This window comes from Pseudomonas syringae group sp. J248-6, assembly GCF_032586995.1.
GTDB lineage: Bacteria > Pseudomonadota > Gammaproteobacteria > Pseudomonadales > Pseudomonadaceae > Aquipseudomonas > Aquipseudomonas amygdali.
The window spans coordinates 97,779-106,843 of the sequence record NZ_JAWHOP010000007.1 but is presented as its reverse complement, the minus strand read 5'-3'; the positions used below and the strand labels follow the sequence as shown (position 1 = coordinate 106,843).

Annotated in this window: 9 protein-coding genes; 1 reads left to right on the top strand and 8 read right to left on the bottom strand. The window is 58.5% G+C overall.

The window, feature by feature from the left end; all coding sequences use genetic code 11:
• Positions 1-390: 390 nt before the first annotated feature.
• The 8 genes from RYC17_RS11900 to RYC17_RS11865 all read right to left on the bottom strand — a co-directional run bounded on the left by RYC17_RS11900 (position 391) and on the right by RYC17_RS11865 (position 7,847).
• On the bottom strand, positions 391-1,323 hold the full coding sequence (locus RYC17_RS11900; protein WP_058409297.1) for a glutathione S-transferase family protein: 933 nt from the start codon (positions 1,321-1,323) through the stop codon (positions 391-393).
• A 103-nt stretch (positions 1,324-1,426) separates the two neighbouring features.
• Positions 1,427-1,729 (bottom strand): GIY-YIG nuclease family protein, encoded by a 303-nt coding sequence (locus tag RYC17_RS11895; protein ID WP_058409298.1) that lies wholly within the window; start codon positions 1,727-1,729, stop codon positions 1,427-1,429.
• The gene (locus RYC17_RS11890) at positions 1,722-2,213 is read right to left on the bottom strand and encodes a nuclear transport factor 2 family protein (protein ID WP_316903166.1); all 492 of its coding nucleotides are present in this window, start codon (positions 2,211-2,213) and stop codon (positions 1,722-1,724) included. Before RYC17_RS11890 ends, RYC17_RS11895 begins: the two co-directional genes overlap by 8 nt.
• Positions 2,214-2,286: 73 nt before the next feature.
• Positions 2,287-3,516, bottom strand: coding sequence for a CynX/NimT family MFS transporter (locus RYC17_RS11885; protein WP_316903163.1), 1,230 nt, complete (start codon positions 3,514-3,516; stop codon positions 2,287-2,289).
• Between the two features lie 167 nt (positions 3,517-3,683).
• Complete coding sequence (locus RYC17_RS11880) at positions 3,684-4,448, bottom strand: amino acid ABC transporter ATP-binding protein (RefSeq protein ID WP_003365366.1); 765 nt, start codon at positions 4,446-4,448, stop codon at positions 3,684-3,686.
• Between the two features lie 10 nt (positions 4,449-4,458).
• Positions 4,459-5,556, bottom strand: coding sequence for an amino acid ABC transporter permease (locus RYC17_RS11875; RefSeq protein ID WP_058400626.1), 1,098 nt, complete (start codon positions 5,554-5,556; stop codon positions 4,459-4,461).
• Between the two features lie 10 nt (positions 5,557-5,566).
• Complete coding sequence (locus RYC17_RS11870) at positions 5,567-6,748, bottom strand: amino acid ABC transporter permease (protein WP_002552269.1); 1,182 nt, start codon at positions 6,746-6,748, stop codon at positions 5,567-5,569.
• 70 nt (positions 6,749-6,818) lie between these two features.
• Positions 6,819-7,847, bottom strand: coding sequence for an amino acid ABC transporter substrate-binding protein (locus RYC17_RS11865; RefSeq protein WP_002552268.1), 1,029 nt, complete (start codon positions 7,845-7,847; stop codon positions 6,819-6,821).
• A 485-nt stretch (positions 7,848-8,332) separates the two neighbouring features.
• Here RYC17_RS11865 and RYC17_RS11860 point away from each other — a divergent pair, with 485 nt between their 5' ends.
• Positions 8,333-8,992, top strand: a complete 660-nt coding sequence (locus tag RYC17_RS11860; protein WP_316903161.1) for an alpha/beta hydrolase — start codon at positions 8,333-8,335, stop codon at positions 8,990-8,992.
• Positions 8,993-9,065 lie beyond the last annotated feature (73 nt).

Genomic DNA, 9,065 nt, shown 5'->3' with positions numbered 1-9,065 from the left:
CGAGATTACGGCATGTCGGCGTGGCTCCGCACGATAGTCGAGATTATCGTTCCTCACGCTCCAGCGTGGGAATGCCTTGGGTGACGCTCCGCGTCACAGATCTGTGCCGCATTGCACACTCAAGAGAGGACGCAGAGCGTCCAGAACGGCATGCGACGCAGAGCGTCGCACGATAATCGAGATTACGGCATGTCGGCGTGGCTCCGCACGATAGTCGAGATTATCGTTCCTCACGCTCCAGCGTGGGAATGCCTTGGGTGACGCTCCGCGTCACAGATCTGTGCCGCATTGCACACTCAAGAGAGGACGCAGAGCGTCCAGAACGGCATGCGACGCAGAGCGTCGCACGATAATCGAGATTACGGCATGCAACACAGAGCTTCGTAACCTTCAGCGCTTCTCGACCCGGAATCCCATTCTCGGGAAGTGCACATGCACGACGCCAGCGCGTTCATCTTCGCGGCGCAGGATCAACTCTTCGCGCCCGGTAAAGATCAGTTCACCCTCAACCGCCTCGACGCCATAGTCGACTGCCGAGACAGCGACCTCGTCGCCCGCCTTGAAGCCATTCGGATCAACAAAGACTTCGTCGGGCAGTGGCGCAGGCGTTGCATTTCTGGCGACTTCAATGGCATCAGCCGAACTCAGGTCGCTGAACGTGCCATGCCCAAACCCCAGAACGCGATCAAGCCAGGCACTGACACCCGGATAATCATCGACAAAGGGCGCAGTCACTGGCGTTTGCTTGAGAAACCACAGCGTATGGGCAACCGAAAAATCGGCAATCGAGGGTACGCCAAACAGAAAATCACCACCGCGCGACAACTGCAACTCCAGGCGTGACATCAGCGTGGGCCATTGATGCTTGACCTGCTCGACAGGCGGGCGTGAAGCCGTACCACCGTTGAACAGCGTGGAACGGTCAGCAATGAACGCCTTGGCAGCGTCTGGCGGCACTTTGGCAAATCGTACAGCCATAGATTCAGGCTGAAACACCAGGCTCACGGCATGCAGGAACAGCACCGAATCCGCCCAGGCGGCCAGACCGGCAACCGAAAACTCCTGACCTTGCGGATAAAACGCTGGCGAAGCCTTTTCCTGCTCAAGGCGGCGTGCCATCAATGCCGTGTCACAGTAGATATCTGCGCCAGCCTGCAACACGGGCGTCCTGCGATAACCGCCTGTCAGCGCGGTCAGGTCGGGCTTGGGCATGATCGACGGGATAGTCACCGAGCGCCATGTGAGGCCTTTGAAACCCAGCATCAGGCGGGCTTTTTCGGCAAACAGTGACGTGGGGTAATGGTGAAGAATCAACTCGGACATGTTCAGCCTCTGCGCACTCGGGAAGCACACAGCTTAACCCGCAGTACCCTGCCCGCCCACAGACTCAAGCTGATGGCACGACATCACGCTCATGGATCGGGGGTCAGGCGTAACTGGCTGCCAGTGCCTCTTTGGCGCTTTTTCTGAGTTTCTTGATCAGCCGCTCCTGACGCAACGCCTCACCCTTGCTGGGCCACTGTTCGACGTAGACCAGCGCCATTGCCGGGCTGGAAGAGAAAAAGCGCGCGCCCTTGCCGCTCTTGTGCATAGCGAATCGGCGCTGCGGATCATCACTGATGCCACAGTACAGCGAGCCGTTGGCAGCGCGCACCAGATAGACAAACCAGGGTTTGCCGACCGCCTGTTCGGAAGTCGGCGCACTCGCGGTGCTGGCAACCTCAGGCACGGCGATTCTCTGAAAAGGTCTTCAGGCCCTTGAGCGCCTGAGCCCTGACGGCATTGCGTACCAAAGGCGTCCAGCCCAGCAGCAGGCCTTTCAAACCCAGTGCCTGACGCGACCAGCGCCACATATCGAAGTGATCGTGATGCTCGCAGATCTTCCCATCACGAAACATGAAACGGGCCTGAATATCGTTGACCACCGTGCGCCCGGTCTGACTGAACAGATAGGTCGCCACCCAATGCGCAGTGCCCGCGCGGTCATCGGCACGCACCTGATCGAAGACCACCGAGAAATTTTTCGCCCGGGAAGTCAGCATGCGCCACATGTCGCCGACCTGAGCGCCACGCAATTCACCAAATGCCGGGTCGCTGAACAGCACGTCCTCGGTGTAACAAGCGCTCATCGCCTCTGCATCGAGTTGAGCGAACGCTTCGTAAAAGCGAGTGATCAGAGCACTGTTGGCCTGGCTTTGTTCTTCGTAGCTCATGCATGCAAATCCCTTGGCGAATTATGCGTGCACGATAAGCGGCGCGGAGAAAAATGGCGAGAGATTGATGGCCTTATACCTTCTCGCTGTTCACCTGCACCTGCAGCGCCCGACCGGCACCCATGCCCGCGATGATGGCACCCAGCCCCAGCACTGCGAAGATCCAGCCAATCGCGTTCCAGCTACCGGTCATGTCGTGAACCACGCCCACGGCAAATGGCCCGGTCGAGGCGATGGTGTAGCCAAAGCCTTGCGCCATGCTCGACAGGTTGGCGGCGACATGTGAGTCACGCGAGCGCAGGACGATCAAGGCCAGCGCCAGACTGAACGTGCCGCCCTGCCCGATCCCCAGCAGAATGGCCCAGCCCCACAGCCCGCCGAGTGGCGCGTACAGGCAACCGAACAGGCCGGTCAGGGTGAGCGACATGACCAGCATGATCGCCAGACGCTGATCCTTGCCGCGTGTGGCCAGATACGGCACCGCCAGGGCGCTGATGACTTGCGCGATGATCGAGCCGGACAGCAGCAGACCGGCCTGGGTCGGCGTCAGGCCGCGACCGATGAGGATCGACGGCAACCAGCCGAAGACAATGTACGACAGCGACGATTGCAGGCCCATGTACAGCGTGACCTGCCACGCCAGCGGGTCACGCAGCAGGCCGCGCACCCGATAGACATCACGGTGTGAACCATGCATTTCACGCGCCTGTGGGAACCAGAACAGCGCCGCAATCAAAGCCGGGACCAGCCAGAAACCCAGACCTATTTGCCAGCTGTCGCCGACGTACTGGCTCAGCGGCACCGTCGAACCGGCTGCAATCGCAGCGCCCAGGCACAGCGCCATGGTGTAGACACCGGTCATCGCCCCGGCCTTGTGCGGGAAATCGCGCTTGACGATACCGGGCAACAATACGCCGATGATCCCGATGCTCGCGCCCGCCAGCAGGCTGCCAGTAAACAGGCCGACTTCGCCGAACAGGCTGCGTACTGCCAACCCCGACGCCAGAGTCAGGAGGACCACCAAAACCACCCGCTCACTGCCAAAACGCCGGGCAAGAATCGGTGCCAATGGCGCGAACAGGCCCAGACACAAAACCGGCAAGGTGGTCAGCAAACCCGCTTCGGCAGCCGACATCCCAAGGCTTGCGGACACCTCGTTAAGCAACGGCGCAACGCTGGATAACGCGGGGCGCAGGTTGAGGGCGACCAGCACCAGCCCCAGCAGCAATAGCCAGGGGCGCTTCAGAACAGGATGGGCTTGATCGGTAATCGGTTGGGGGCTGGATTGAGCCTTGGCAGTCATCGGTTTCTCGGTAATCAGGTATGTCGACCCTTTTCAGGGGGGCGGTATCCTGTTGGAGAATCATCGCGAATACAAGGTTCAGCCAGAATTGCATACAAGATGCATGGCAAATGCAGGCGAAAAAAAACCGGGCGCTTGGCCCGGTTTTCCGTGGAGCAGCTACTGACTCAGTGAATGATCTGACTGAGGAACAGCTTGGTACGATCGCTTTGCGGGTTGTCGAAGAAGTCGTTCGGCGCGGCCTGTTCGACGATTTCGCCTTTGTCCATGAAGATCACCCGGTTCGCCACGGTGCGGGCAAAGCCCATCTCGTGAGTCACGCACAGCATGGTCATGCCTTCTTCTGCCAGGCCAACCATGGTGTCGAGCACTTCCTTGACCATTTCCGGGTCAAGCGCCGAAGTCGGCTCATCGAACAGCATGATTTTCGGCTTCATGCACAAGGCACGGGCAATCGCTACACGCTGCTGCTGACCACCGGAAAGCTGACCCGGAAACTTGTGGGCCTGCTCCGGAATACGCACACGCTCCAGATAATGCATGGCGATTTCTTCGGCTTTCTTTTTCGGCATGTTGCGTACCCACATCGGTGCCAGCGTGCAGTTCTGCAGAATGGTCAGGTGCGGGAACAGGTTGAAATGCTGAAACACCATGCCGACTTCACGGCGGATGGTCTCGATCTGCTTCAAGTCGGAAGTCAGTTCGGTGCCATCAACGATGATACGACCCTGCTGGTGCTCTTCCAGACGGTTGAGGCAACGAATGGTGGTCGATTTGCCCGAGCCCGATGGGCCGCACAGCACGATACGTTCGCCCTGACGCACGTTCAGGTTGATGTCCTTGAGTACATGGAACTGGCCGTACCACTTGTGGACGCCCTCCATGCGGATCATGCCTTCAGCGCCCAGAGGCTTATTGATAACTTCACTCATCACAAAACTCCTAACGCTTGTGGCCTGTGTCCAGCTTACGTTCCAAATGCATGGAATAGCGGGACATACCGAAACAGAAGATCCAGAACACCAGGGCCGCGAAGACATAGCCTTCAGTGGCCATACCCAGCCATGCCGGGTCGGCGGTGGCTTGCTTGACGCTGTTGAGCAGGTCGAACAGGCCGATAATGATCACCAGACTGGTGTCTTTGAACAAGGCAATGAAGGTGTTGACGATGCCGGGAATGACCATCTTCAACGCCTGCGGCAAAATCACCAGCCCCATGCTGCGCCAGTAACCCAGGCCCATGGCCGCGGATGCTTCGTACTGGCCCTTGGGGATGGCCTGCATGCCGCCGCGTACCACTTCGGCGATGTACGCCGACTGGAACAGAATCACGCCGATCAGCGCCCGTAGCAGTTTGTCGAAGTTCATCCCTTCGGGCATGAACAGCGGCAGCATCACCGACGACATGAACAGCACGGTGATCAGCGGCACGCCGCGCCAGAACTCGATGAACGTGACGCACACCACACGCACAGCCGGCATGTTGGAGCGACGGCCGAGCGCCAGCAAAATACCCAGCGGCAAGGCACCGACGATACCCACGGTGGCAATCACCAGGGTCAGCATCAGGCCGCCCCACTGGCTGGTCGGTACGTTGGTCAGACCAAAAGCACCGCCGTGCAGCAGGTAGAAGGCGACAATCGGGTAAATCACCAGAAAGGCAATACCGTAGACAGCCTTGCGCTGAAACTTCGAGATGAACAGCGGCGCAGCACCGACAATCGCCAGGACGGCGGTCAGGTCGACCCGCCAGCGCAGCTCATTGGGGAAGTAGCCGTACATGAACTGGCCGAAGCGCTGCTCGATGAACACCCAGCAGGCGCCCGCCTTGGTGCAGTCTTCCTTGGTCGTGCCGACCCAGTTGGCGTCCAGCAGAGCCCAACTGATGATCGGCGGAACGACCAGATAGATCAGGTAGAGCGAGAACAGGGTCAGCAGGGTGTTGATCCAGCTGGAGAACAGGTTCTGCCGCATCCACGCCATCGGGCCGAACACTTTGCCCGGTGGTGGCATATCAGGTTTGAAAGTATGAGTCGTCATGCGCGTTTCCTCACCGCTCGATCAGCGCAATGCGCTTGTTGTACCAGTTCATCAGCAGGGAAATGCTGATACTGATCGCCAGGTACACACTCATGGTGATGGCAATGACTTCAATGGCCTGTCCGGTCTGGTTGAGCACCGTACCGGCGAACAGGGAAACCATTTCCGGATAACCGATGGCTGCTGCCAGCGAAGAGTTCTTCGCCAGGTTCAGGAACTGACTGGTCAACGGTGGAATGATCACTCGCAGCGCCTGCGGAATGATGACCTTGCGCAGCGTCGGCCCGGGGCGCAGCCCCAGCGAGCGGGCAGCTTCGGTCTGACCGTGACTGACCGACTTGATGCCCGAACGCACGATTTCAGCGATGAACGCCGCCGTGTAGATGGTCAGTGCCAGGGTCAGGGAGATCAGTTCCGGGATCAGCACCCAGCCACCGGTGAAGTTGAAGCCCTTCAGTTGCGGCAGTTCCCAATGCACCGGGCTGCCGAAGACCAGCATGCTCAGGCCCGGGATCACCAGCAACAACGCCAGACCGACCCAGAACTTGTGAAACGGCTGACCAGTGGCTTCGAAGCGCTTGTTGGCCCAGCGCACCATCATCACGATCGCAATCACGGCAACCACGATGCTGATCAGGAACGCCCATGCACCTTCGGCCGGCAACGCTCTGGGCATATTGAGCCCGCGGCTGCTGACGAAGAACATGTCCAGATAACCATGCGCCTGACGCGGACCAGGCAGCGTGAGGAATACGGCGGTGTACCAGAAGAGGATCTGCAGCAGTGGCGGAATGTTGCGGAAGACTTCGACATAAACAGTTGCCAGCTTGCTGATCATCCAGTTCGGAGACAAGCGAGCGACACCAATGACAAAGCCCAGCAAGGTCGCCAGGACAATACCGATGACCGACACCAGCAAGGTATTCAGCAAGCCGATGACGAATACGCGGGCATAACTGTCCGCTTCGCTGTAGTCGATCAGGTGTTGAGCAATACCGAAACCGGCACTGTTCTCAAGAAAACCGAAACCCGAGGTAATACCACGGTGTTGCAAGTTGGTCTGGGTATTGTCGAAGATGAACCAGCCCAACGCGATCACCGCCACGACAGTGATGATCTGAAATAACCACGCGCGCACTTTCGGATCGCTCAGAGAGAGCTTTTGCTTGGGTGCGACGATTTGCTTTTCCATGAAATGCCCCAGGAAAAATCCAACAGAACAACGCCCGACAGGCTGGGAAGCCTGTCGGGCGCCGGGTCAATCAACGAATAGGTGGAGCGTACTGAATGCCGCCGGCATTCCACAGAGCGTTCTGGCCGCGCTTGATTTTCAGCGGGGTACCTTCGCCCAGGTTGCGTTCGAACACTTCGCCGTAGTTACCGACCTGCTTGACGATCTGCACGACCCAGTCTTTCGGCAGCTTGAGGTCCTTGCCGTAAGTACCGTCGGCACCCAGCATACGGGCTACGTCAGGGTTCTTGGTCGACTTGGCTTCAGCTTCAACGTTCTTGGAAGTGATTTTGGCTTCCTCGGCGTTGAGCATGGCGAACAGGGTCCAGCGAACGATCGAGAACCAGTCTTCGTCGCCTTTACGTACGACAGGACCCAGCGGCTCCTTGGAGATCACTTCAGGCAGAACGATGTAATCGTCCGGCTTGGCCAGCTTGCTGCGCTGTGCGTAGAGTTGCGACTGGTCGGAAGTCAGTACGTCGCAACGACCGCCTTCCAGCGACTTGGCGCTTTCGTCGGAGGTGTCGAAGGTGATCGGGGTGTATTTCAGGCCGTTCGAACGGAAGTAGTCGGAGACGTTCAGCTCGGTAGTGGTACCGGCCTGGATGCAGATGGTTGCACCGTCCAGTTCCTTGGCGCTTTTGACGCCCAGCTTGTTGTTTACCAGGAAGCCGATACCGTCGTAGTAAGTTACGCCGGTGAACACCAGGCCCATGCCCGCATCACGGGAGCTGGTCCAGGTGGTGTTACGCGAAAGGATGTCGATCTCGCCGGATTGCAGTGCAGTGAAGCGCTCCTTGGCGTTCAACTGGCTGAACTTGACCTTGGTGGCGTCGCCGAATACTGCGGCGGCTACTGCGCGGCAGACATCAGCGTCAATACCGGTGATCTTGCCGGTGGAGTCCGGAACGGAGAACCCTGGCAGGCCATCGCTGACGCCGCACTGAACAAAACCTTTCTTCTGAATAGCGTCAAGGGTGGCACCGGCGTTGGCAGCCCCGGTTACACCAAATGCGGCCAGGGCGGTGACGACAGCCAGGGTGGATTTCAACATCTTCATTCAAAAACCTCCAGTTTGCTCTTTGTTGTGTAGGTGTTTAAGTCGCGTCGCACCTTTGTGAGGCGCTAATGACCCGTGCTGGCTTATTTTTGGGTCATGCAACGCTGGGCCTGAATCACGAATCGTCTGCGGGATCATCCCGTCATTCGTCTTCATCATTCAGAATCGGCCCCGTGGACTGAAACCCCATGATTTTCCCGGACCAGAGCGGTACAGGTTGAATCTTGCCGCGAATCCTGACGCATGGACTCCCGAGCTGCTTTTCGATCGCTATAAGTACTAGCCTTATAGTGTTACCGAACGATGAGAGCGCCTCGACTCCAGTCCTGCTGTAGCAAAGCCCGTACCAGCATGCTGGCTATGTCGAATTAGCGACAGGTCAAGACAAAAACTTGTAATCTTGCGACATCTTCTTTCATTTTTAATCTAACCGCGCACCCTATTAATGCGCTCTAAATGAGCCAGCGCACACAAATGGAGCAGACATGAGCGAACCTTTGATCATCCAACCTTCAGGCATAGCGGATGCCTGCGTTATCTGGCTGCACGGGTTGGGCGCCGACCGCTATGATTTTCTTCCGGTCGCCGAGATGCTGCAGGAGTCGCTGACGACCACACGTTTCGTCCTGCCTCAGGCACCGACACGCGCCGTAACGGTCAATGGCGGCTATGAAATGCCAAGCTGGTACGACATCAAGGCCATGAGTTCCGAGGCCCGCGCCATTGATCACGATCAGATGGAAGCCTCGGCACAGAAGGTGCTGGACCTGATCGAGCAACAACGCGACAGCGGCATCGACCCGTCACGGATATTTCTGGCAGGCTTTTCCCAGGGCGGCGCGGTGGTGTTACACGCAGGCTATAGACGCTGGCAGGGTCCGCTGGGCGGTGTACTCGCGCTGTCCACTTATGCCCCGACATTCAGCAATGAGATGACGCTGTCTGCCAGCCAACAGCGCATCCCTGCCTACTGCCTGCATGGCCAGCACGACGAAGTGGTGCACAACCCCATGGGCCGGACGGTGTACGAGCAACTCAAAGCTCAGGGTGTAACCGCTCAATGGCAAGAGTACCCAATGGGGCACCAAGTGTTACCGCAGGAAATCCATGACATCGGCGTCTGGCTGGCTGACAAGCTGCGCTAAAGCGCCCTGGGCCCGCCTGCAACTGACCGCTTTTGTAGCTCGCCACGGATGGCACTACGCCGAGCACGGTTCT